Source organism: Coprococcus sp. OM06-34AC (assembly GCF_003462545.1).
Taxonomy (GTDB): Bacteria; Bacillota; Clostridia; order Lachnospirales; family Lachnospiraceae; genus Coprococcus; species Coprococcus aceti.
Window position 1 is genome coordinate 79,347 of the sequence record NZ_QTZF01000003.1, and the last position, 22,189, is coordinate 101,535.

At 44.9% G+C, this 22,189-nt stretch carries 16 protein-coding genes; 10 read left to right on the forward strand and 6 right to left on the reverse strand.

The window, feature by feature from the left end; all coding sequences use genetic code 11:
* Positions 1-25: 25 nt before the first annotated feature.
* Positions 26-2,062 (reverse strand): beta-galactosidase, encoded by a 2,037-nt coding sequence (locus tag DXB91_RS06455; protein WP_118017157.1) that lies wholly within the window; start codon positions 2,060-2,062, stop codon positions 26-28.
* A gap of 415 nt (positions 2,063-2,477) precedes the next feature.
* Here DXB91_RS06455 and DXB91_RS06460 point away from each other — a divergent pair, with 415 nt between their 5' ends.
* Positions 2,478-4,997 carry a transglutaminase domain-containing protein gene (locus tag DXB91_RS06460; RefSeq protein ID WP_118017159.1) on the forward strand — a complete coding sequence of 840 codons (2,520 nt, stop codon included), beginning with the start codon at positions 2,478-2,480 and terminating at the stop codon, positions 4,995-4,997.
* Positions 4,998-5,030: 33 nt separating this feature from the next.
* A complete protein-coding gene (locus DXB91_RS06465) occupies positions 5,031-7,121 on the forward strand; it encodes a fibronectin type III domain-containing protein (protein ID WP_118017161.1) in 2,091 nt (696 codons plus the stop codon).
* Positions 7,122-7,208: 87 nt separating this feature from the next.
* Here DXB91_RS06465 and DXB91_RS06470 read toward each other — a convergent pair whose 3' ends face one another.
* Positions 7,209-8,183: a putative ABC transporter permease gene (locus DXB91_RS06470; protein ID WP_055273183.1), complete on the reverse strand. Its 975-nt coding sequence runs from the start codon at positions 8,181-8,183 to the stop codon at positions 7,209-7,211.
* A 387-nt stretch (positions 8,184-8,570) separates the two neighbouring features.
* On the opposite strand from DXB91_RS06470, the gene DXB91_RS06475 reads away from it, so the two are divergent.
* The 3 genes from DXB91_RS06475 (at position 8,571) to trxA (ending at position 11,665) form a co-directional block, all read left to right on the forward strand.
* Positions 8,571-8,891: a DUF6110 family protein gene (locus DXB91_RS06475; protein ID WP_055223026.1), complete on the forward strand. Its 321-nt coding sequence runs from the start codon at positions 8,571-8,573 to the stop codon at positions 8,889-8,891.
* A 37-nt stretch (positions 8,892-8,928) separates the two neighbouring features.
* On the forward strand, positions 8,929-11,004 hold the full coding sequence (locus tag DXB91_RS06480) for a heavy metal translocating P-type ATPase (RefSeq protein WP_022217251.1): 2,076 nt from the start codon (positions 8,929-8,931) through the stop codon (positions 11,002-11,004).
* A 349-nt stretch (positions 11,005-11,353) separates the two neighbouring features.
* Positions 11,354-11,665 (forward strand): thioredoxin, encoded by a 312-nt coding sequence (trxA, locus tag DXB91_RS06485; protein WP_022217252.1) that lies wholly within the window; start codon positions 11,354-11,356, stop codon positions 11,663-11,665.
* A 178-nt stretch (positions 11,666-11,843) separates the two neighbouring features.
* Here trxA and DXB91_RS06490 read toward each other — a convergent pair whose 3' ends face one another.
* The 4 genes from DXB91_RS06490 to DXB91_RS06505 all read right to left on the reverse strand — a co-directional run bounded on the left by DXB91_RS06490 (position 11,844) and on the right by DXB91_RS06505 (position 16,119).
* Positions 11,844-13,190 carry a citrate/2-methylcitrate synthase gene (locus tag DXB91_RS06490; RefSeq protein ID WP_055146778.1) on the reverse strand — a complete coding sequence of 449 codons (1,347 nt, stop codon included), beginning with the start codon at positions 13,188-13,190 and terminating at the stop codon, positions 11,844-11,846.
* Positions 13,191-13,230: 40 nt separating this feature from the next.
* Positions 13,231-13,881, reverse strand: a complete 651-nt coding sequence (locus DXB91_RS06495) for an endonuclease III domain-containing protein (RefSeq protein WP_015533674.1) — start codon at positions 13,879-13,881, stop codon at positions 13,231-13,233.
* 181 nt (positions 13,882-14,062) lie between these two features.
* On the reverse strand, positions 14,063-14,692 hold the full coding sequence (gene upp / locus DXB91_RS06500; protein WP_015533675.1) for a uracil phosphoribosyltransferase: 630 nt from the start codon (positions 14,690-14,692) through the stop codon (positions 14,063-14,065).
* 38 nt (positions 14,693-14,730) lie between these two features.
* Entirely contained in the window at positions 14,731-16,119 is a 1,389-nt protein-coding gene (locus DXB91_RS06505; RefSeq protein ID WP_118017163.1) for a uracil-xanthine permease family protein, read from the reverse strand.
* A 211-nt stretch (positions 16,120-16,330) separates the two neighbouring features.
* On the opposite strand from DXB91_RS06505, the gene ftsE reads away from it, so the two are divergent.
* From ftsE to DXB91_RS06530, 5 genes are all read left to right on the forward strand, one after another.
* Positions 16,331-17,017 carry a cell division ATP-binding protein FtsE gene (gene ftsE / locus DXB91_RS06510; protein ID WP_022216898.1) on the forward strand — a complete coding sequence of 229 codons (687 nt, stop codon included), beginning with the start codon at positions 16,331-16,333 and terminating at the stop codon, positions 17,015-17,017.
* Entirely contained in the window at positions 17,007-17,915 is a 909-nt protein-coding gene (ftsX, locus tag DXB91_RS06515; protein WP_015533677.1) for a permease-like cell division protein FtsX, read from the forward strand. The genes ftsE and ftsX overlap by 11 nt, the downstream gene beginning before the upstream one ends.
* 136 nt (positions 17,916-18,051) lie before the next feature.
* A complete protein-coding gene (locus tag DXB91_RS06520; protein WP_015533678.1) occupies positions 18,052-19,341 on the forward strand; it encodes a murein hydrolase activator EnvC family protein in 1,290 nt (429 codons plus the stop codon).
* Positions 19,342-19,623: 282 nt separating this feature from the next.
* On the forward strand, positions 19,624-21,048 hold the full coding sequence (locus tag DXB91_RS06525; RefSeq protein ID WP_015533679.1) for an MBOAT family O-acyltransferase: 1,425 nt from the start codon (positions 19,624-19,626) through the stop codon (positions 21,046-21,048).
* Between the two features lie 11 nt (positions 21,049-21,059).
* Positions 21,060-22,154 (forward strand): GDSL-type esterase/lipase family protein, encoded by a 1,095-nt coding sequence (locus DXB91_RS06530; RefSeq protein ID WP_117550909.1) that lies wholly within the window; start codon positions 21,060-21,062, stop codon positions 22,152-22,154.
* Positions 22,155-22,189 lie beyond the last annotated feature (35 nt).

The window sequence follows — 22,189 nt, forward strand, 5'->3', positions numbered from 1 at the left end:
AGGAAGGAAAAAGTTATTATCAGATTTAATTATTTTCCTTGATGATGGATACTCCAAACGGAGCCAATTCCATTTTGCCATCAAATATATTCTTCGTCTGAATGTCGGTTCCGTGAACTTCAGATATTGTCTGAGGTTCGTTGGTGTTGTTCAGGAAAAATCCATATGCAGTTCCGTCATCTGCATATCTGCAGTGATACTGAACTCCGTCAGGGAGATCTTTTATGGCGATACCGGCGTTCACCATCATCTGCTCCATGATCTCACCGAGTTTACTGTAATCTATTCTTGCAGCCACGTAGTAGGCCTTGCCCTCGCCGTAGCTGTTCACTGTCACTGCTGCATTTCCGGCGTAGAAATCAGAATCGTAGGTTCCAAGTACATCCGCCGTTCCGACTCTCAGGATCTCAGCATAGTCACGGAGTTCACATGAACTTCCATCTGTGAAAGTTACGCTGTTTCTGTCGGATGGATACAGAGTATCGATCTCCTCACTGATGATTCCGAATACATCTGCAAGCCCATTTCCCGGGAATCCCCCAAGGATGCAGAGCTGATCCTTGTCTACATAGCCCGTAAAGTAAGTGGATAGAAGCTGTCCGCCCCTCTTTACAAATGCGGCAAGAGACTCGGCTGCGCCATCTCTCAGCATGTAGAGCATAGGTGCAACAACCACATCGTAATCGTCGAGTGGTTCATCGGATGCAATGACGTCCACGTCAACGCCGCGCTTTGTCAGCTCTTTGTATACAGACATACAGGTCTCAGGATATTTTTTGGACTCCTGACCTAATGCCTTGACATCATCTATAGCCCACATATTGTCCCAGTCGAACAGCAGTGCCACTTTTGATCTGATAAGCGTTCCGGTTATCTCGGAGAGCCCGGCAAGTTCGCTGCCAAGAGCGGCAACCTCCTTAAATATCCTGGTGTCATTTGTTCCGAGATGGTCGACAACGGCACCGTGATACTGTTCAAATGAGCCCCTGCCCTTTCGCCACTGGAAGTACTGAACAGTGTCAGAACCGCAGGCTATAGCGTTGTATGAGAACAGCTTGTGGATGCCCGGTCTTTTGAGTTTGTTATATGGATGCCAATTTACAAGCCCCGGAGCACTCTCCATAAGCATGAAAGGCTTATCCTTCTTCATGGATCTCATGACTGCGTGGTCAAATGTGTTCTGCCCCATGACATCCGCAAGGCTTTCATAGTCGTTGTGGAATCTAGGGTATGAATCCCATGAGATCACATCAAGTTCCTTTGCCATTGGTCTGTAGTCAAGACCATCGTAGAGCTGCATAAAGTTGGTTGTTATAGGTATTTCAGGGGTGAGTTCACGGAGGAGTGTTATCTCTGATTTCATGTAATCGTTCATGTTCCATGTGGTAAATCTCTTCCATTCGAGGTTCAGCCCCATGATACTGAAATCACCATTTTTGTATGGCGGCTCAATCTGTGAGAAGCTGTTGTATGAGTGACTCCAGAAGGCGGTCCACCATGCTTTGTTCAGCTTGTTTATGTCGTGGTCGAACTTCTCTGCGAGGTAATTCTGAAATCTCTTCACACAGATACGACAGTAGCACTCCCCGCCAAGCTCATTTGACACATGCCACATGATGAGTCCCGGATGGTTTCCCACATGGGCGTGGAGCTGACGGATGATATTGGCAACTTTTTCTCTGTATACAGGTGAGCTCATGCAGTGGTTCTCACGGACGCCCTGATGTTCTCTGACGTCATATGAATCCACACGCCTGATCTCAGGATACTTCTGTGCCATCCATGCCGGTTTGCCGCCCGATGGCGTGGCAAGAACGGTGTAAATGCCTGCATTATACAGGTTGTCCATAACATCCTTCAGCCAGTCAAAATGGTATTCGCCCTCAACAGGCTCATATGCTGACCATGAAAATACACCAAGTGTAGCGGAAGTCATTCCTGCCTCCTTCATCATCTCGATATCCTTTGCCAGAATATCAGGGCGGTCGAGCCACTGTTCAGCATTGTAATCACCGCCGTGTAGTATTCCGTTTATCTGCGGAAAAAGCTTGTTTTTGTTCATTTATCTGTCATCTCCTATAAATAAAGGTAATGTGCTCTATGTTATATGTTTTTAGTGTAAAATATATGCGCAAGCGGTTGCACAGCTTGCTATCTAAAGGTAGCACAAATAGACAAATAATTCAATTGTAATTTGATAATACATTCTAATTTGTGCAAAATACACAAAATATATACATTGCCATTCATCAGGGCAATATTGTATATAATTAAGAAAAACGGCTTGGAATAAGAGATATAATTGCTTATGATTAAGATATCATGAATTGCTCAAAGTTGCGCAATTTGTCAATTCCTACAAGATGTACAAAAGTGAGGTAAAAAGCTATCGAACAGTGTCAAAAATCTATATAATAAAAGTATTGAGGGATGAACAGAAATATAAGGTTGGAACGTATCGTTTAAGGAGGAGTTTTATGATAAAAAAGAGGAAATCATATAGAGTGGTGGCAGGCAGTATAAAGTCTGAGTTGTTAAGGGGGCTGAGCAGAAAAATCTGTATCGGTGCCTTGGCATTTTCAGCGGCGGTTGTGCTATTGACAGGCGGTAAAGTGGGAGCATATGCATCTGATCAGACACGGGTAAGTTCAGATGAGAGTCAGGTTACGGTAGGGTATGATGATCTGGACGACACTTTGCAGAAAGGCGGACTTGGCGTTGTCGTTGAGCAGCAGGATGGTGCGGCTTCACTGGCATCTACATATGATGCAACAGCACTTGAGAAGCTTATTGTTGAAGGAATCAAGGCGGGGCAGACGAGTATAGATGTATCGGAACTTGGCCTTACGAGAGACGATATTAATAACGGGGCAGTAAGATCTATTATCAATTCTCATCCCGAGTTTATCAGTCTATCGGGAGGCTATACATATTGGACTTCTGGCTCTTCAATCACCAAAATAGCATTTACATATTTGACAAATGCAAAGGAGGAGCAGCAGGAGCTTGATGCTGCACTTCAGGAAGTTAAGAGTAAGATAGATACCAGTGGAATGAGCGATGAAGAGATAGTACTTGCATATCATGAGTATCTCACATCCACAGTTGCATATGCATATGAGGATTATTTCAATGGAACGATTGCTGCAAATCACGGGTACGATATGTATGGAGCTTTGGTTAAACATAGTTGTGTGTGTCAGGGATATGCCGAGACTATGTTTTATCTGCTAAGAGAGGCTGGTCTTTCATGTGCAATCGCATCAAGTGAAAATATCAATCACGCATGGAACATAGTTAAGATCCGTGGCAACTGGTATCACATAGATGCGACATGGGATGATCCGGTGTGGGATATGCCTGGAAGATCATATCATGATTATTTCCTTGTCAGCTTTGATACAATGAATAAGAATACACTCATCAACCATACTAAGGACAGAACGGATATGGTTGTCAGCGCACAGTGGGGAGATACATATACGACAGCGGTGGACACCACTTATGAGAGTGGTAAGTTCTGGAATGGTATTGAGAAAGCTATTTTTTATAAAGACGGTTATTGGTACAGCATAAGTGAGGGCAGTTCGAAAACATCATTTAACATAAATAAGTACCAGTATTCGACTAACATAAACAAGGTTTTGTATTCGGGCACTGCAAAATGGACAACTCCGAGTGGTGGGTATTATCCTGGTGTTTATAGTTCAATATATCTCCGAGGTGATAATTTATATTTTACTACTCCGGATAGCTTGAACAAGATAGATATAACATCAACAAATGTAACTCCTACAGAGCTTATAAATATACGAACACAGTATAATAGTTCAACAGGAAATAATTTATATGCGTTTGGAGAACAGTATGGTAAGCTGGTGTATTTTATTACAGATTCTCCTAATATAAAGAAAACTAAGGATTCAAGCAATTCAAGCAAGTATAACAAGGAGTATGCCGAGTATACATTCGAGATGTGCATAAGCCACAAGTGGGATGCTGGAGTGGTGACAAAGGAGCCGACCTACACAAGTACAGGAACCAAGAAGTACACCTGTACAAACTGCGGTGAGACCAAGATCGAAACGATAGCCAAACTTGTATGTACGAGCCACGTGTGGGATAGCGGCAAGGTTGTGACAGCGCCGACATACAAGACAGAGGGAATCAAGAAGTATACGTGTAAGAATTGCGGAACAACCAAGACCGAAACGATAGCCAAGCTGGTATGTACAAAGCATGCATGGGATGCCGGAGTAGTGACAAAACAGCCGACATACAAGACAGAGGGAACCAAGAAGTATACGTGTAAGAATTGCGGAACAACCAAGACCGAAACGATAGCCAAGCTTGTATGTACGACCCATGCATGGGATAATGGAACGGTTACTAAGAAAGCTACATATACAGCTACAGGAGTCAGGAAATATACGTGCAAGACATGTGGCGCAGCAAAGCAGGTCACAATTGCAAGGCTGAAGCTTGCGAAGGTAACCGTAAAGTCTGCACAGCAGGCCGGCGCGATAAAGCTTACCTGGAATAAAGCGTCAGGGGCATCTGGTTACAAGATATACAGGAGAACCGCCAAGGGAAGATATGTATGTATCAAGACAGTCAAGTCGGGAACGACAAGCTATGTAGACAAGACAGTCAAGTCAGGAAACAGGTATTACTACTGTGTAAAGGCATATAATGGAAATGTACTCAGTGGATATACAGAGGCAAGTATTCTCTACATCAAGGCTCCTGTTGTCACGGTCAGGAAGTCAGCACAGGGAGTGAAACTTTCCTGGAAAAAGTCTGCCGGTGCAAAAAAATACATTGTGTATAGAAAGACACCAACAGGCAAATACAGGGCAGTCAAGACTGTAACAGCGAAAACTCTCAGTTGGACAGACAAAACGGCAAAGAAAGGTCAGACTTATTATTACATTGTGAAGGCAGTGAATAATAAGACATACAGTGCAGCGTCACCGCAGAAGAGAATAAAAAGGTAGATGCTTACTGCGTAATTATAAGGGAGAAAAAGAATGAAATATGAAAATGTAAGACTCACAGAAGCTGTGCGGCGTATCAGGATGATATTTGTGGTGGGCGTCATCGCTGCGTGTGTGCTGTACGGCGGAAAAATACCAGCATTTGCGGAAGATACTCAGGAACAGTATGACTCATCACAGAGCAGCTATGGTCAGTTGCTTGAGCAGGAGGGCGATACTTCAGGTATCCTGCAATTTGGCGGACAGATAATAGAAGATGAAGCATCGGATTCATCGGAAGCGTCACTGGCAGCGGCAAATTCAAAGAAATATGAGAGTGCCATTGTCGGCGCTGTGGAGAAATTTTCACCGAGACTCAATGTAAAGAGCTGGGGATTGACCACACGAAATGTTGCAAATGTAGTCACAACCGCAATGAATGCGCATCCCGAGGTCGTGTATGTGGCAAGATACAGTTATCTGTATGACCAGACCACAGGAAAGGTCGTGTATCTGAAGTTCTCATACAAGCCAAATGCCCGAACCGAAAAGAAGCAGTTGGATGCAGCCATAGCGGAAGTGAACAAGCAGATAAATACAAAGAACATGAAGCCGGCAGAGATCGTGCTTGCATATCATGAGTTCCTGACATCCACAGTTGCATATGACACCAGCGGGGCTAAGGAATTTGATCCAACAACCGGAAGAGACCACATGTATGATATGTATGGTGTATTGGTTAAGAGGAGCAGCGTGTGTCAGGGATATGCGGAGACCATGTGGTATTTCCTCAGGAAAGCCGGGGTTCCGAGTGGAGTTGCCACAAGCCAGTATGTAAACCATGCGTGGAATGTTGTAAATATAGGTGGAAAGTGGTATCACGTTGACGCAACCTGGGATGATCCCGCAAGTGATATACCGGGAAGGTCGATGCATGATTATTTCCTTGTAAGCTTTGACACCTTGAACAGTAAGACTAAGGCCGCAAGCAGCGATTATTATCTTGGCAGATATGACACAAAGGTGGGAAATGTATGGAAGGGAACATACAGCAATGCCACGGATAAGCGATATGAAAAAGGTCAGTTCTGGAATGGCGTTGAGAAGGTCATCTTTTATAGAAAGGGCTACTGGTACAGCATAAAGCAGGGCAGCCAGTCATCATACTATCAGATAAACAAGTACAGCTTCAGCAACGGTGTAAATACAACGATATTTACCGGGCAGGATGAATGGCTGGATACAGATGGTACGACACTTAACAAACAGTATGGAACACTGTTCCTTGCACAGGAAAAGCTCTATTTCTGCACATCGAGATATGTTGCATGGATAGATCTTGAGGTAAATGAGCGCAAGGCGTGGGCTATATATGACATAAGACAGAAGTATGTATCAGGTGTAAACATATATGGAATGGGATATTACGGAAATGATGTTGTGATCTGGGTTTCCGACACTCCATCCTGTACAAGAAAGGACGCTTACTATCTCGGAGCATGTATGAGCCACAAATGGCAGGCGGGAGAGGTTACAAAACAGCCGACATTCACATCCCAGGGATCGCAGAAGTACAAATGCAGCAACTGCGGATATACCAAGAATGTCACACTCGACAAATTGAAGCTTGCGACGGTGACGGTCAAAACGAAGAATACAGGTAAGGGAATAAGCCTCACCTGGAATACCGATTCAAAAGCCACCGGTTATAAGGTATACAGACGCACAGGCAAGGGTGCATACAGACTTATAAAGACAGTGAAGGGAAGCTCTGTGAGATCAATGGTAGACAGATCTGTTGTAGGAGGAAAGACCTACACATACAGAGTATCGGCATACAACAGCTATACAAAGGGCGGCTCCAAGGCAAAGAGCCAGTATTATATAGGCTGCACGACCGCAAGAGCAAAGAATACCTCACAGGGAGTAAGAGTCTCCTGGAAGAAGACAAAGGGAGCCGCCGGCTATAAGATATACAAAAAGACAGGCAGCGGCAGATTTAAATGTGTGAAGGTTGTGAAAGCAAAGACCAGAACATATCTTGACCGCCGTGTGAAGTCAGGAACAAAGTACACATACTTTGTAAAACCATACAAAGGAAAGACGGCAGGAACCTACAAGAAGGCTAGTGTCAAGTACAGATAAAAAGTAAATAGAGCGCGTAAAAAATACCATGTACAGCATTTCGCCTGTACATGGTATTTTTGCTTTTGTTATATGCTTAGAATGATATTATTTTTCATTCTTGTGTTCTGTTATGTCCCTGTGGGAATTGTCGAACAGATCTGTGTCGGCCACATCTGATGAATCATTTCGATTCAGCGTCTCGCCTATGCGGGCCTTTGCCTCAGTTCCGGCAGCCTTGATACCCTCGGTGATCACCTCGCTCTTTTCCTTGAGATTTTCACTTATCACAGCGCTTTTTTCCTTTACGTTCTCTGTAAGCTCCTCAGCCTTCAGTTTGATCTTCTTTGTTATGGAGAAGCTTTCAGGGTTATTCTCAAATGCTCGTTTGATCGATGCTGTATCGTGAAGAGAGAGAAGGAAGCTTGGCTTCTCCTTGAACTTCTCACGATCCAGAGCCAGTCGGGACTTGAGTTCCTCAACACGGACAATAAGATCATTCTCTTTCGCAAATTTCTTCACCTTGCTCATCAGGTTGAATGATACAACACAGTCGATCACGAATACCCCGTAGAAGAAACCGATGAAGAAGGAGAATGTCAGGTGATCCGCCAGCCAGTACACAGCGTTCAGTATGTGTGGATGGAGGAAGAAATAGTACAGTGCCGCGATCACACCCCAGAAGAATGAGAACAGCGGACATATGATGCCCTGTATATTGCCCCACTCATCTGAGTAGTCCCACAGCTTGATGTTCATTCCTATTATAAATATACGTCCGGCAATGTATTCCACAACGGTCATGGCGATGGCCATGATCAGTACCACCAGAACCTTTTGCAAAACAGGATGGGCGTCAACAGCATCTATATGGATCAGGGACAGGAGATACAGCACCACCAGGCCTGAACCGTAGAGAGGCAGGTAAGGTCCGATGAGGAATCCCGGGTTGATCCATTTGTGGCTTGGGTTGCTCTTGGATAAGAACTTTCTGAATATGACTTCAATGCACCAGCCCATGACGCATCCTATGAAAAATAAAAATAATATTACCAGAATACTTTTGATATTGAAATTATCCATACATGGAATCTCCTTTGTATATATGACTTTGCCAATAGTAATAAGATAGTATATAGAAGGAAAAAAAGCAACCTTACAAAATGTCACAAGTGTAAGATAGCTTGTTGATACTTATTGAGAAAAAAAGTCATTTAAATTGCGAATGTTATATTGGACTAACGCTGGGGGCAGTGCTATACTTACAGCAAATAAAAAGCCACGAAACAGATGCAGACTCTTTCTACAGTACGAAGATCGAGAATGCATTTTTTACGTTAAGGAGAGTTTGATTGAACAAACCGTGATTAGAAAAATCGAATCACGGCGAAGCCTGTCATATAATCTATCATGCGTATAAGTGGTCATATCATTAATCAGAATAAATATATAATCAAGGAGGACAAAATCATGATGAAGGCATTAAAGAAGGTAAACTGGAAGAAGCTTGGAATATTTGCAGGTGGAGTATTATTTGGAACAGCTGGTATCAAGGTTCTCTCAAGCAAGGATGCAAAGAACGTATATACACATTGTACAGCTGGTGTTCTTAGAGCAAAGGACTGTGTCATGAAGACAGCAAATACTATCCAGGAGAACTGTGGTGATATCTACGCAGGAGCAAAGGATATCAACGAGGCAAGAGCACAGAAGGCAGCAGAGGCTGACTTTGAGGATGCTGAGTGCACAGAGGCTGAGAGCGCTGACGCAGCAGAGACTGTAGAAGAGTAATCAGTATAAGACAAAACATAAGAAAGAGGCGAAGATCTTGAAGTTTTCTATTTTAAATGAAACAAAGAATCGTCTGCGTATACACATGGCACAGAGCCGTATGACCATGGCACAGGCCGACATACTTCAGTATTATCTGGAGAACTGTGAGGCAGTGGAAGAGGTCAAGGTGCACGACAGAACCTGTGACGCGATCATCATATATGATGGTGACCGTGCAGCGGTGATAGATGCGCTGAGACAGTTTGGATATGACAGGGTGGAGGTTCCGGCGGATCTCACAGAGACATCAGGCAGAGTCATGAACAGACAGTATGAGGACAAGCTGTTTTGGAAGACCGCCTGGTACATGACCAAGAAATGGATCATGCCAATGCCGCTTCGGTATTGTCTGACATCCGTCAAAGCTCTCAAGTATATAGGCAAGGGGCTCAAGTGTCTTGCGAACAGGAAGCTTGAGGTGCCGGTTCTCGATGCAACAGCCATAACAGCATCCATTCTGACAAATGATTTCGCGACAGCGGGATCAGTCATGTTCCTTCTGGAGATCGGTGAGATCCTTGAGGAGTGGACACATAAGAAGTCGGTGGATGGACTGGCAAGAAGCATGTCACTCAATATCAATAAGGTATGGGTGCGTGTGGATAATTGTGATGTACTTATGGACAGTGCGAAGATCGCAAAGGATGATTTGGTAGTGGTTCATATGGGCAATGTCATTCCATTTGACGGTGTTGTGGATCAGGGCGAGGGCATGGTCAATCAGGCATCCCTCACCGGAGAGTCAGTACCGGTCCATAAGGGACACGGAGACAGTGCATATGCAGGTACAGTTGTTGAGGAAGGTGAGCTGGTAGTCAGAGTTGTAAAGACTGGTAAGACCAGCAGATATGATAAAGTTGTTGCGATGATAGAGGAGTCTGAGAAGCTTAAGTCAGGACTTGAGAGCAAGGCAGAGCATCTTGCAGATGGTCTTGTGCCATGGACTCTCGGTGGAACTATCCTCACATACCTTTTAACAAGGAATATCACCAAGACACTTGCGGTGCTCATGGTCGACTATTCATGTGCACTGAAGATGTCCATGCCTATAGCGGTATTGTCTGCTATACAGGAGGCAAACAAGCATCACCTCACAGTCAAGGGCGGCAAATTCCTGGAAGCTGTAGCTGATGCAGACACGATAGTATTTGACAAGACAGGAACACTTACAAAGGCATCACCTACGCTTGTACGCGTCGTATCATTTGACGGAAGAGATCCTGATGAACTGCTCAGGATAGCTGCATGTCTGGAGGAGCATTTCCCTCATTCCATGGCAAGAGCGGTTGTGGCAGGAGCTGCAGCCAAGGGGCTGGAGCATGAGGAGATGCACTCCAAGGTTGAGTATGTTGTGGCTCACGGTATCTCATCAAGCATAGACGGCAAGAAGGTTGTCATAGGAAGCTATCATTTCGTATTTGAGGATGAGGGCTGTGTGATACCTGAGGATAAGATAGAGCTGTACGAGTCGTTGTCCAAGACTCATTCACATCTGTTCATGGGAATCGATGGCAGGCTGGCAGCAGTCATATCCATCAAGGATCCGGTCAGACCTGAGTCGGCTGAGGTTGTTTCAAGGCTCAAGAAGCTGGGAATCAAGAAGGTTGTCATGATGACAGGAGACAGTGACAGAACGGCCAAGGCTATTGCAGAGCAGGTAGGGGTGGATGAGTATTACTCAGAGGTCCTTCCTGAGGACAAGGCAAAGTTTGTCGAGGCTGAGAAGACTGCGGGTCGAAAGGTCATCATGGTGGGAGATGGAATCAATGACTCACCTGCACTGTCGGCATCCGATGCTGGAATTGCCGTAAGTGATGGCGCGGAGATTGCCAGAGAGATCGCAGATATAACTGTCAGTGCGGACAATCTGTACGAGCTCGTAACACTTAAGGAACTCAGTAATAAGCTGATGAGCAGGATCAACAGGAACTATCGCAAGATAGTGACCATCAACACAGGACTTATCATCCTGGGCGTGATGGGAGTTATCCAGCCAACCACATCAGCACTGCTTCACAATTCATCGACGCTTCTCATAAGTCTTGACAGTATGAAGAAGCTGCTGGATTGATGATCGGAGCATAGAATTATATTGATGATCGAAGCGTAGAATCATATAGAATATAAAATAAAGCTGCCCTCTTCACTGTGATGAGTACCCGGGATTCCGGAACATTAGTGAGGAGGGCAGTTTTGTAGTTAAAAGATGATTTTAAATAATAAAAATAATCTGTAAGAATTGTTGACCGGGCCGACAGAATATGACAAAATGTACGTATAAATCATGAGTAGATAGCTGAACATAAGGGCAGAATATTAGCAGATATTATCTGGAATGTTTATGAAATGAAAATATACAGATGTGTGTGGAGCACAGCGTGATGCGTGTGTTCATCACAATAGAATGGAGGATGATCAGTATGGTAAAAACGGTAAAAGGCGATAATTTTGAAGATATAAAGGCATGCGGTGTGGCGGTTGCGGATTTCTCAGCAACATGGTGCGGACCATGCAAGATGATGGCACCGGTATTTCACACGGTTGCAGATGAACTGAATGGTGAAGTGGATTTCTTCAGTGTGGACGTGGATGAGAATCCCGGACTTGCGGCTGCCAATAAGGTGTTCAGTGTTCCGACATTGATACTGTACAAGAATGGTGTTGAGGCATCGAGGAGTGTCGGAGCTATATCCAAGTATGATCTTCTCGATTTCATTGAGAAGATCAAATAATTGTCTGTGATATGTATCCCGGATATTTTAATTGGGATCTGAATTGAAGTGGGGATACAAACTAGAAACAGGAAAAACATAAAGCCCTGTCAGACTTAACATTCATATGGGTCTCATATTATGGATACATATGAATGTTAAGTCTGACAGGGCTTTAAGATTATTGAAAACACATTGACTATCTGGCGTCTCTGTCTACATATTCTCTATACTTAACCAGACTCTTATATGCCGGTCTGATGATCTTGTCTGTAGTGACAAGCTCCTCGATTCTGTGAGCGCTCCATCCAACTATACGTGCCACTGCAAAGAGCGGTGTGTAGAGCTCCCTAGGAATTCCAAGCATCTCATACACGAATCCGCTGTAGAAGTCTACGTTAGGGCTGACACCCTTGTATATCTTGCGTTCCTTGGCGATGAGCTTTGGCGCGATCTTCTCAATGTTGTTGTACAGAGTCATATCCTCGTCCCTGCCCTTGGCAGCGGCAAGCTGTTCGACAAATGACTTGAAGACTTTTTCTCTTGGGTCTGACAGTGAGTAAACGGCATGGCCCATACCATAGATGAGCCCCTTGTGGTCGTAGGCTTGCTTGTTCAGCAGCTTATCCAGATATGCCTCTATGGCCTCTTCGTCATGGTAATCCTTTATGTGCTCCTTTATATCATCCATCATGTTCATAACCTGCAGGTTGGCACCACCATGCTTCCTTCCCTTGAGGGATGAAAGGGCGGCGGCAATGGCAGAGTATGTGTCAGAGCCGGATGACGTTACAACTCTTGTGGTGAATGTGGAATTGTTACCACCGCCGTGCTCCATGTGAAGCAGAAGTGCTATGTCAAGAACTCTTGCTTCAAGCTCGGTATACTTCATGTCAGGCCTGAGCATCCTGAGGATGTTTTCAGCCACGGAAGCATCCTTGTCAGGTCTGTGAATGTACATACTTCCGTCGTTCTCATAATGGTTGTATGCGTGATAACCATACACAGCCATCATAGGAAATGTTCCGATGAGACCGATACACTGTCTGAGAACATTGTCTATATCCAGGTTGGTAGCCTGATTATCGTATGAAGCCAGAGTCAGCACACTTCTTGTCATGGAGTTCATTATATCCACACTAGGTGCTTTCATGATGACATCACGGGTAAAGTTGGTCGGCAGGTTCATGGACTCGGCGATGACACTGCTGAATTCTGAGAGCTGAGCCTCGGTAGGCAGTTCTCCGAAGAGAAGAAGATAAGCAGCTTCCTCAAATATATGGCGTTTTCCTTTGCCGCCTTTTACGAGATCCTGTACATCATAGCCTCTGTACAATAACTGTCCGTCACACGGAACCTTCTGGCCATCCACATCCTTAAATGCTATGATCTGTGATATATTGGTAAGACCGGTCAGAACTCCCTGTCCATTCTCATCACGCAGTCCTCTTTTTACTCCGTATCTGGCATAGAGCTCTTTGTCTATCACATCATGCTGCTGACAGAGAGAAGCCTGCTTCTCCACGTATTCTGTCAGATTCTCCATATACTCCATATAAGTAACTCCTTTCCGTTTGTATGATAAATCAGATGATCTTTTTGCATATGTCGCTTAGACAACATGCGTCGCAATGTGGCTTCGTTCTGGCTGTGCACACGGATCTGCCGTGATCCACCAGCCTGTGACAGAAGTCATTGCTCTCATCTGGAGGTACAAGCTTCCACAGTTCCATCTCAACCTTCTTCGGATCTTTTATCCCGTCAACCAGTCCCATTCGGTTGACAAGGCGTATACAGTGGGTATCTGTTACAATGGCAGGTTTGCCGTAGATATCACCCATGATGAGGTTTGCGCTCTTGCGGCCTACGCCGGGGAGCTTAAGCAGCTCATCTAGACTGTCAGGAACCTGGCAATCATAGGAATCAACAAGCATATTCATACATGCACTAATATCTCTGGCCTTGCTCTTCCCCAGTCCGCAAGGTCTCACAATGGCCTCGATGTCACTGACATCGGCAGCAGCCAGTTCTTTTACTCCCGGATATTTGGCAAATAAATCCTGGACTACCACATTCACCCTTGCATCAGTGCACTGCGCCGCCAGGCGGACACTGACAAGAAGCTGCCATGCGTGTGAAGTATCGAGGGTGCATACTGTGTCAGGATATTCCTTCTTCAGCCTCTCGATAATGTCCAGTGTTCTCTGTTTTTTCGTATATCTCTTCTGTGATTCCATAAAAAAGACCTCCAGTCTCTATATGATAACATGAAAGGCCTGCAAATGGATATCGAAAAAGAATTCTTAATAAAAATGTTAGAAGTGTGAAAATGTTGGGAAGAGAAGACATGCCGCAGCCCAGTATATGTGCTGGGCTGCGGCATGTCTATGCTGGTATAAATATCATGTCTGAAAGATCTTACTTTGTTCCGAAGATTCTGTCGCCGGCATCGCCAAGTCCTGGGCAGATGTAAGCGTTCTCGTTCAGCTCGCGGTCAACATGACCAACGTATAGCTGGATGTCAGGATGAGCCTTGAGAAGTCTCTCAATTCCCTGCGGTGCAGCGATGATCGACATGAACTTGATATGCTTACCGCCGTGCTGCTTGATGAAATCAACGGCAGCAACAGCTGATCCTCCGGTTGCAAGCATAGGATCCGTGACAACTATAAGTCTCTCATCGATAGGATCAGGGAGCTTGCAGTAGTACTCATGAGGTTCATGAGTCTCCTCGTCTCTGTACAGACCGATGTGTCCGATCTTGGCTGTAGGAACCAGAGCCTGAAGTCCACTGACCATTCCAAGTCCTGCACGGAGAATAGGTACGATCGCAAGATTTCTTCCTGCGATGACCGGAGTCATGCATTCCTCGATAGGAGTCTCTATACATACATCCTCGGTAGGAAGATCTTTCAGAGCCTCATATCCCATGAGCATGGCGATCTCTTCAACAAGTGCACGGAATTCGGCAGTTCCGGTGTTCTTATCTCTGAGCTTTGAAATCTTATGCTGAATAAGTGGATGTGTCATAACTGTGTAATCTGTCATATTGTGTAACCTCCTAATAAATAATATACAGATAATTATTATGCCTCAATGTCAGAGTTCTGTGGATTCATTCCAAGTCCGCGGCTTACATCACCTTTGGTGTTCTCACCAAATGTATAGTCGTTACCAGGCAGTATAGCGTTCAGCAGGATGCCGAATATAGCTGCGAGGGCAAGTCCTGTAAGAGTGATAGTTGTGCCTCCGATCGTGAATGTAAGGCCTTTTGAGAAACCAAGTCCACATACCATGATAACGGCAGCGATGATCAGGTTTCTTGACTTCGTGAAGTCTACGTGGTTCTCAACCACATTTCTTACACCTATGGCTGAGATCATTCCGTAGAGGATGAAGCTTATACCGCCGATGATGGCAAGTGGCATAGAGCTGATGACTGCAGCAACCTTAGGTATGAAACCGAGGATGACTGCAAATAAAGCAGCAAGTCTGATAACTCTTGGATCGTGTACACGGCTGAGCTCGAGAACTCCTGTGTTCTCTCCGTAAGTCGTATTTGCAGGACCGCCGAAGAGAGCTGACAGTGATGTTGCAAGACCGTCACCGATAAGTGTTCTGTGAAGACCCGGATCCTCAAGGAAATTCTGGTCAACTGTAGCTGATATGGCACAGATATCACCGATGTGCTCCATCATGGAAGCGATGGCGATAGGAGCCATAACGAGTATAGCAGTGATGTCGAATTTACAGATCTGGAAAGGTGGAAGTCCGAGTGCACTTGCATCTGAAACTGTTGAGAAGTCCAGAATAGCAGTTCCACCAGGATTTGTCACACCGCACAAATGAAGGATGAGTGCCACTGCATATGAGATGAGAACACCCATAAGTATAGGAATGATCTTGAACATTCCCTTGCCCCAGATGTTGAAAACGATGACAACAGCCAGTGCGATAAATGCAAGCAGCCAGTTGCTGGATGCATTTGAGATAGCTGAAGGTGCAAGGCTCAGACCGATGCAGATGATGATAGGCCCGGTAACAACAGGTGGAAGGAATCTCATGACACGCTTCACACCGACAAGCTTTACGATAAGTGCGAGTATCAGATACAGAAGTCCTGCAACCACAATACCGCCACATGCGTAAGGAAGCTTTTCACCCATTGTCATGTCCTTGAATATGCCTGTTTTAAGGTTTGCAACTGTGGAGAAACCTCCAAGAAATGCAAATGAAGAACCGAGGAAAGCAGGTACCTTAAGCTTAGTGCATAAGTGGAAGAACAGTGTTCCAAGACCGGCACATGCAAGAGTTACCTGAATTGAGAGTCCCTGACCCTCGAAGTATCCGTTTACGAGGAGCGGAACAAGAATTGTTGCACCAAACATGGCAAACATATGCTGGAATCCAAGTAAAAGCATCTTTGGAATTCCGAGCTTACGTGCATCGCGGATGGCATCTTTTTGATTATCCATAAGTAATAATCCTCCCATATTTTTTCTTAATTAAATATTATAAAGTTTATTTACACTAAGGTCAATTTGAATAGTGAAATTTCCAAAATAAACTTAAGATATGTAATATATGTCAGCACTTGACAAAATGTTACAGAATTGTTACAATTCTGCTTGGATTGAGTAAAGGGGAGAAAAATAAAGATACAGGTCGAAGGAGACTACAGATATTATGATTGAATTAGAGAACGTGAGTATGACATATCCTGGGGGCAATCAGGCACTCAAGAATGTCAATATTAATATAGAGAAAGGCGAGTTCGTATTTATCGTTGGAAGCAGTGGTTCGGGCAAGACCACTCTGTTCAGGCTTCTGCTCAAGGAGCTCGATCCTACGGAGGGCAATATCACTGTTGCCGGATACGACTACGGCAAGATCAAGAGGAAGGATATACCGAAGGTCAGAAGAAGGATTGGAGTCGTATTCCAGAACTTCAGACTTCTCAAGGACAGGACTATATACGAGAATGTCGCATTTGCACAGAGAGTCATCCAGACCCCGGCGAGATATATCAGAAGACGAGTTCCGGCCATGCTGACGCTGGTTGGACTTGCAGACAAATACAAATCATACCCGAAGGAGCTCTCAGGTGGTGAGCAGCAGAGAGTTGCCATGGCGAGAGCACTGGTCAACAATCCGGACATCATACTGGCGGACGAGCCTACAGGAAACCTTGATCCTAAGAACTCACTGGATATCATGAACCTCCTTGAGGATATTAACAAGAGAGGAACCACAGTTGTTGTGGTAACCCACAACAAGGATATCGTCAATGAGATGAAGAAGAGAGTTATCACCTTGAAGAAGGGCGTTATAATCAGTGATGAGAAGGAAGGAGGCTACATAGATGAAGATTAGTACATTTTTCTATGTCCTCAGACAGGGCTTTGCGAATATAAGAAGAAACATACTGTTCTCACTTGCATCACTGGGAACCATCATATCATGTCTGTTCCTTTTCGGAATCATATATGCGGTGGTTGTAAACTTCCAGTCAGGTATGCAGGAGCTTGAGAAGACAGTCACCATATCTGTATTCTTCGACGAGGATGCGTCAGATGAGACCATACAGCTCATAGGTGAACAGATAAGAACGGTCGATTATGTTGAGACGATGGATTTCATCTCAGCCGATGAGGCATGGGACAAGTTTGCAGATCAGAACTACGATGATCCACAGGTTGCAAAGAATGCATTTGGCGGAGATAACCCGTTAAAGAATGCTGCGTCATATGAGATCACACTCAAGGATGTATCAAGACAGCCGGAGTTCGTGGCATTTGCCCAGGGCCTTTCAGGAGTCAGAAAGGTAAAGAGTTCTGACGTGACTGCGGACAGCATCACGACACTGTCATCCCTTGTGGGATATGCATCCATAGGAATAGTTGTGATACTGATGCTGGTATCAATATTCCTTATAAGTAACACGATCACCATAGGTATCACAGTGCGAAAGGAAGAGATAGGGATCATGAAGCTGATCGGTGCGACAAATGTATTTGTAAGAGCACCGTTCATCATAGAGGGTGTGATCATAGGCGCGGTCGGTTCGGCTATACCTCTGGTCCTTCTGTACTACATGTACGATAAGATACTGACATACGTTGCCGGAAGGTTCAAGGTTGTCACAACGCTGTTCGCATTTGTGAGCCAGCAGGATCTGTTCAGGACTATGGTACCGGTCGGACTTGTGCTCGGTATCGGTGTTGGTCTGGTAGGAAGTATTCTTACCACAAGAAAGCACCTGAGAGTGTAGTGTTAAATGCGGTCAGAGCAATGCACAAAAAATTCACAAATTGTTATTACTTTTTTAGGAACAATATGTGTTATAATGCTGATAAGTAGGGCAAAAAGATAATAACATTATGAAATGCGATTAGGAGGCATGAATGATGAGAATAGATTTATACAAGATAAAGAAGAAAGGTATGCAGGTGGCAGTGGTTACTACAGGAGCACTGCTCATGTCGTTTACATCCATATTTGCGGCTCCTGTGTTCAGCGTGCATGCTGAGGAGACCAAGGAGGATGTTGAGCAGCAGAAGGAAGAGGCTCAGCAGGCTCAGGAAGAGGCGAATGCAAACGCAGAGAAGTATCAGAAGAAGGTAGACAAGCTTACAGCGGCTGTAAATGAGCTCGATAAGCAGGCCACAGATATAAGCACACAGATCGTGGAGAAGAAACAGCAGGCTGAGGATCTTCAGAATGAGATAGATGAGACTCAGACAAAGCTTGCAGAGGCTCAGGTCAGTGAGGATAATCAGTATGAGGCGATGAAGAAGAGGATACAGTACCTCTACGAGGAGGGCGATGTTGCTTACATAGATGCACTTATGTCATCGGCTTCATTTGAGGATAGTCTTAACAAGTCTGAGTATGTTGATCAGCTCAGCACATATGACCAGAAGCAGCTCAACAAGCTGGTAAAGACTAAGAATGACATAGCAGAGTATCAGCAGACACTCAAGGATGATCTGGCGGATGTAGAGAAGGTAAAGGCAGACCTGGAGACCAAGCAGGCAGACCTCGATGATGTTATAAGCCAGAAGAATGCGGAGATCAACAAGTACAGTGATGATGTTGAGATGCAGAAAGCTCTTGCGGCTGAATACGCAAAGCAGGAGTCAGAGCTGGATGACAAGCTGGCAGAGCTTGCGCGTCAGGAACAGCAGAGACTGGAGGAGGAGCGTAAGCAGAGAGAAGCTGAACAACAGCAGCAGGATAACAACGGTGGAAGCGATAACTCAGGCAGTGACAGCGACAACAGTGGAAGTAACAATGGCGGTTCAACAACCGGTTCAGGTCAGTTCATATGGCCTGTATCAGGACCTATCACAGACTACTTCGGACCTAGAGAGTCACCGACAGCAGGAGCAAGCTCCAATCATATGGGTATAGATATAGGATGTTCATACGGAGTGCCTATCGCAGCGGCTGATGCAGGTGTTGTAACGGTAGCCGAGTGGGGCGAGAGTGGTGGTAACTACGTTATGATAGATCACGGTAATGGATTTGTGACGATGTACCTTCACAACTCATCACTTGCAGTAAGCGTTGGCGATGTGGTTTCACAGGGACAGACCATTGCGTACGCAGGTTCAACAGGATATTCAACAGGTACACATTGCCACTTCTCAGTATTCCTGAATGGCTCATATGTCAACCCACTTGATTATCTGTAAGATGAGGTTGAGACATGGCATAGGGATATGTGTCATATCATAAGATCTTAATATGATCATATATAGAATAGAGAAAAAATGCGTGATTCATGAAATATGGATCACGCATTTTTTATGTTAATAGGGGCGTGGATATGGGCGAAGTACCATATGTTGTGGTGGTGAGAAAATATGTCGAAAACAATAGTTTTTTTAAGAAAAAATAGGATTAGTGTCGGTTGACATAAGTGGTAAAAGTATTTATACTCACACTGGACTGAGTATTTATTTAAGGAGTATATTATGGTTTTTTCGAGCATGGAGTTCTTATTTAGATTCCTGCCTTTATTTTTGCTTATCTATTTTGTGACAAAGCCGAAGTACAGGAATGTTGTACTGCTTTTAGGCAGCCTTGTGTTCTACGCGTATGGCGAACCCATATACGTGTTCTTGATGATGTTTTCTATTATATTTAACTATTCGGTGGCAAGACGAATCAAGCGTTTTTATGATATAGAAGTATATTCGGAGATCGACTGTTCATTTGAGAGAAACTGCTGGCTGGCGGTGGCTATGGTGTTTAATTTTGGAATGTTGTTCATATTCAAATATATCAACTTCTTTATAGAGATAATAAACACTGCAGCGGGAACAAAGATATTTGATAGCGTGGCAATCACACTGCCGCTTGGAATAAGCTTCTATACGTTCCAGATAACATCGTATATATTTGACGTGTACAGGCTCAAGTATCAGGCGGACAAGAGTATAATCAAGTTCGGAACATATGTGAGCATGTTCCCTCAGCTCATAGCCGGCCCTATAGTCAACTACGATGAGGTGAAGCCTGAGCTGGATCACAGAGAGGTCAAGGCGGACGATATAGAGCGCGGTGCGACACTGTTCGTATTGGGACTTGCGTACAAGGTGCTTCTGGCAAATAAGATAGCCAGTCTGTGGAACGATGTGCAGACGGTTGGCCCTTATGGAATAAACACTGTGACCGCATGGCTTGGTTCATGGGGATATTCATTCCAGCTCCTGTTTGATTTCATGGGTTATTCCGTGATGGCAATAGGAATTGGCCTTATACTTGGCTTCAGGATACCGGAGAACTTTGTCGATCCTTATATGGCACATTCCCTCACAGATTTTTGGAGACGCTGGCATGTTACACTCGGACGCTGGTTCAGAGAGTATGTGTACATACCGATGGGCGGCAACCGAAAGGGAAAGCTCAGAATGATACTTGCCATGTTCACTGTGTGGATGTTTACCGGATTGTGGCATGGTGCGGACTGGAATTTCCTGATATGGGGCTTGTTCCTGTTCGTGTTCCTTCTCATGGAGAAGCTGTTCCTTGGCAAGGTATTTGACAAGGTGAAGGTTCTTGGCCATGTGTACATGTTCTTCCTGATACCGATATCATGGACAATATTTAACATATCTGATCTGAAGCTTCTGGGACTGTACCTGAAGAGAATGTTTGGCATGAACATAGAGGGATCAGTCACCACACATGCCATGGACAAGCTGATCATGCTGGGACACACATACTGGTGGCTGCTGCTGATCTGCGTGATCTTCTGTACACCGTGGCCTAGAAAGCTCATAGAGAAATTCTACAAGAACTGGGTATGCAAGCTTATAATGCTCGCACTGTTCTGGTTCTGTGTATATCAGATAGCAAAGGGTGGCTCCAATCCATTCCTTTATTTTAGATTTTAGGAGGTGGGCAGATGAAGAAATTATGGCAAATGATAAAAGGCTGTCCACTGTTCTCGATACTCATAATATCCGGCGTGATAGTTACCGCAGGCGGTTATGTGGGAGCTGCGCTTGGCGTGTACAAATGGGATGTCAGCTTTCATCATCCTATGGCCCAGACTGTGCTGCTTGATGAGAGGGTGGCAACCGGAACTGACGCAACAAGCACGGATGCTCCGGGAAAGAGCGAGCTGACGTCGGAGTCCACGGGCAGTGAGGCTGCAGAGGAGCAGACAACGGAGGTGAAATCCACGGAGAAGCAGACTTCTGAGAATGCATCCACGGAGAAGACAACAGAGAAATCTACAGAGAAAGCGACCACCGAAAAGGCAACTACGGAAAAAGCAACCATAGATACAGGCGGTTCGGCTGCTCCGGTGACAAGACAGACTCAATACAAGAAGGTTAAGAAGAGAAAGGCAAGAAATAGCTGCTACAGAGATCTCACACAGATCGCTCTTGAGACCCAGTACCCATATATAAAGGTTGACAAGTCTTATTTTGACGATGCTCTGTTCATAGGTGATTCCAGAGTGGAAGGACTGGCGTTGTATTCCGGACTGGACAATGCAGAATTTGCATATATGGAGGGCCTTACTTCATTTGGACTGATGGGGGAGAAGATAGCCGCAAATGGAACCAAGACACTCACGGAATTGCTGCAAAGCAAACAATTCAGGAAGATCTACATCATGCTTGGTATAAATGAGGCTGGATATGATACGGAGACATACGCATCCACATATATCGATGCGGTGGCCCAGATACAGGCGCTTCAGCCGGACGCAGTGATCTTTATGATGGGCTGCATGCATGTATCCAGCGACTATTCGGCAAGCCACGATATTGTGAACAATGACAATATCGATGACAAGAATGGGGCCATAGCTGCATATGCTGATGGAATAAAGCTTTTCTATCTGGATATGAATACGGTTGTGGACGATGGCAAGGGTGGTCTTGTAAAGGACTATACCTGGGATGACATACATTTGCAGGCGCAGTATTACAGTCTGTGGGAGCAGTATCTGTATGAGCATGGGCTCAAGGATGATGCTTTTAAATAGATAAAGTGCTGCGGGACCTGGCGGCATTTTATCAT

Coding starts and splice junctions, on each gene's coding strand:
- DXB91_RS06525 (WP_015533679.1), top strand. CDS start 19,624: ATGGTTTTTTCGAGCATGGAGTTCTTATTTAGATTCCTGCCTTTATTT.
- upp (WP_015533675.1), bottom strand. CDS start 14,692: ATGACAGATTACACAGTTATGACACATCCACTTATTCAGCATAAGATT.
- ftsE (WP_022216898.1), top strand. CDS start 16,331: ATGATTGAATTAGAGAACGTGAGTATGACATATCCTGGGGGCAATCAG.
- DXB91_RS06455 (WP_118017157.1), bottom strand. CDS start 2,062: ATGAACAAAAACAAGCTTTTTCCGCAGATAAACGGAATACTACACGGC.
- DXB91_RS06470 (WP_055273183.1), bottom strand. CDS start 8,183: ATGGATAATTTCAATATCAAAAGTATTCTGGTAATATTATTTTTATTT.
- DXB91_RS06505 (WP_118017163.1), bottom strand. CDS start 16,119: ATGGATAATCAAAAAGATGCCATCCGCGATGCACGTAAGCTCGGAATT.
- ftsX (WP_015533677.1), top strand. CDS start 17,007: ATGAAGATTAGTACATTTTTCTATGTCCTCAGACAGGGCTTTGCGAAT.
- DXB91_RS06495 (WP_015533674.1), bottom strand. CDS start 13,881: ATGGAATCACAGAAGAGATATACGAAAAAACAGAGAACACTGGACATT.
- DXB91_RS06520 (WP_015533678.1), top strand. CDS start 18,052: ATGAGAATAGATTTATACAAGATAAAGAAGAAAGGTATGCAGGTGGCA.
- DXB91_RS06530 (WP_117550909.1), top strand. CDS start 21,060: ATGAAGAAATTATGGCAAATGATAAAAGGCTGTCCACTGTTCTCGATA.
- DXB91_RS06475 (WP_055223026.1), top strand. CDS start 8,571: ATGATGAAGGCATTAAAGAAGGTAAACTGGAAGAAGCTTGGAATATTT.
- trxA (WP_022217252.1), top strand. CDS start 11,354: ATGGTAAAAACGGTAAAAGGCGATAATTTTGAAGATATAAAGGCATGC.
- DXB91_RS06490 (WP_055146778.1), bottom strand. CDS start 13,190: ATGGAGAATCTGACAGAATACGTGGAGAAGCAGGCTTCTCTCTGTCAG.
- DXB91_RS06460 (WP_118017159.1), top strand. CDS start 2,478: ATGATAAAAAAGAGGAAATCATATAGAGTGGTGGCAGGCAGTATAAAG.
- DXB91_RS06465 (WP_118017161.1), top strand. CDS start 5,031: ATGAAATATGAAAATGTAAGACTCACAGAAGCTGTGCGGCGTATCAGG.